Source organism: Chromobacterium vaccinii (assembly GCF_000971335.1).
Lineage (GTDB): Bacteria > Pseudomonadota > Gammaproteobacteria > Burkholderiales > Chromobacteriaceae > Chromobacterium > Chromobacterium vaccinii.
In genome coordinates this window covers 1-649 of the sequence record NZ_JZJL01000146.1, presented here as the reverse complement: position 1 = coordinate 649, position 649 = coordinate 1, and the positions used below count along the sequence as shown (strand labels likewise).

The window sequence follows — 649 nt, the reverse complement described above, 5'->3', positions numbered from 1 at the left end:
CACACTGGAGAATCCGCATTCCGCTATTCCTGTGGATTTCCGAAAGAGGCGGCGACGGCGTGGAGCCCGCGGCCGAAGCCCGGTTGCGGGGATGGTTGCCCACAGTGCGAAATTACCGCGTGGTGCCGAAAGCCGGCCATTTCGCCTTCCTGGCTCCATGCGTCGAGGCCGCGGCGAAGGAAGCGCCGGAAATCTGCCGGGACGCGCCCGGCTTCGACCGCGCGGCTTTCCACCGGAAGATGAACGCCGAACTGCTGGACTTCTTCAACCAGGCCCTCGACATCAAACCATAACGCCACGCCGGGCTTGCGGGGAGATGACAGCTAGCCGTTGTCGCCGGCCATCACCGGAAACAGCGTCAGCACCACCTTGCCCAGATTGCGGTTGTCGGCGACGTAAGCGTGCGCGTCTTGCACCTGAGTCCAGGGATAGCTGCTGTCCACCACCGCGCGCGCCCTCCCCTGTTGGATGTCGCTCATCTGGTTTCCCCCTTGTTGGATTCATTCCCGCCACAGGGCCAGTCGTTCCCATTCATCGCTGAATTCGATGCCGGGCAGTCCGGCAGGCACTAGCGCCCGGATGTCGGTGTGAGGGCTTTCCCTCGCCGCCAGTTGCAAGGCGTACATTTCGTGCGTGCCGGGACGGGTGT

General features: G+C 63.8%; 1 protein-coding gene and 1 pseudogene. One reads left to right on the top strand and one right to left on the bottom strand.

Annotation, left to right across the window (positions count from 1 at the left end; translation table 11 throughout):
- A pseudogene (locus VL52_RS25150) lies at positions 1 to 293 on the top strand (hypothetical protein); the annotation flags it as partial.
- Positions 294 to 323: 30 nt separating this feature from the next.
- Here the strand turns inward: VL52_RS25150 and VL52_RS24325 are convergent.
- Complete coding sequence (locus VL52_RS24325; protein ID WP_235429367.1) at positions 324 to 479, bottom strand: zinc-binding dehydrogenase; 156 nt, start codon at positions 477 to 479, stop codon at positions 324 to 326.
- Positions 480 to 649 lie beyond the last annotated feature (170 nt).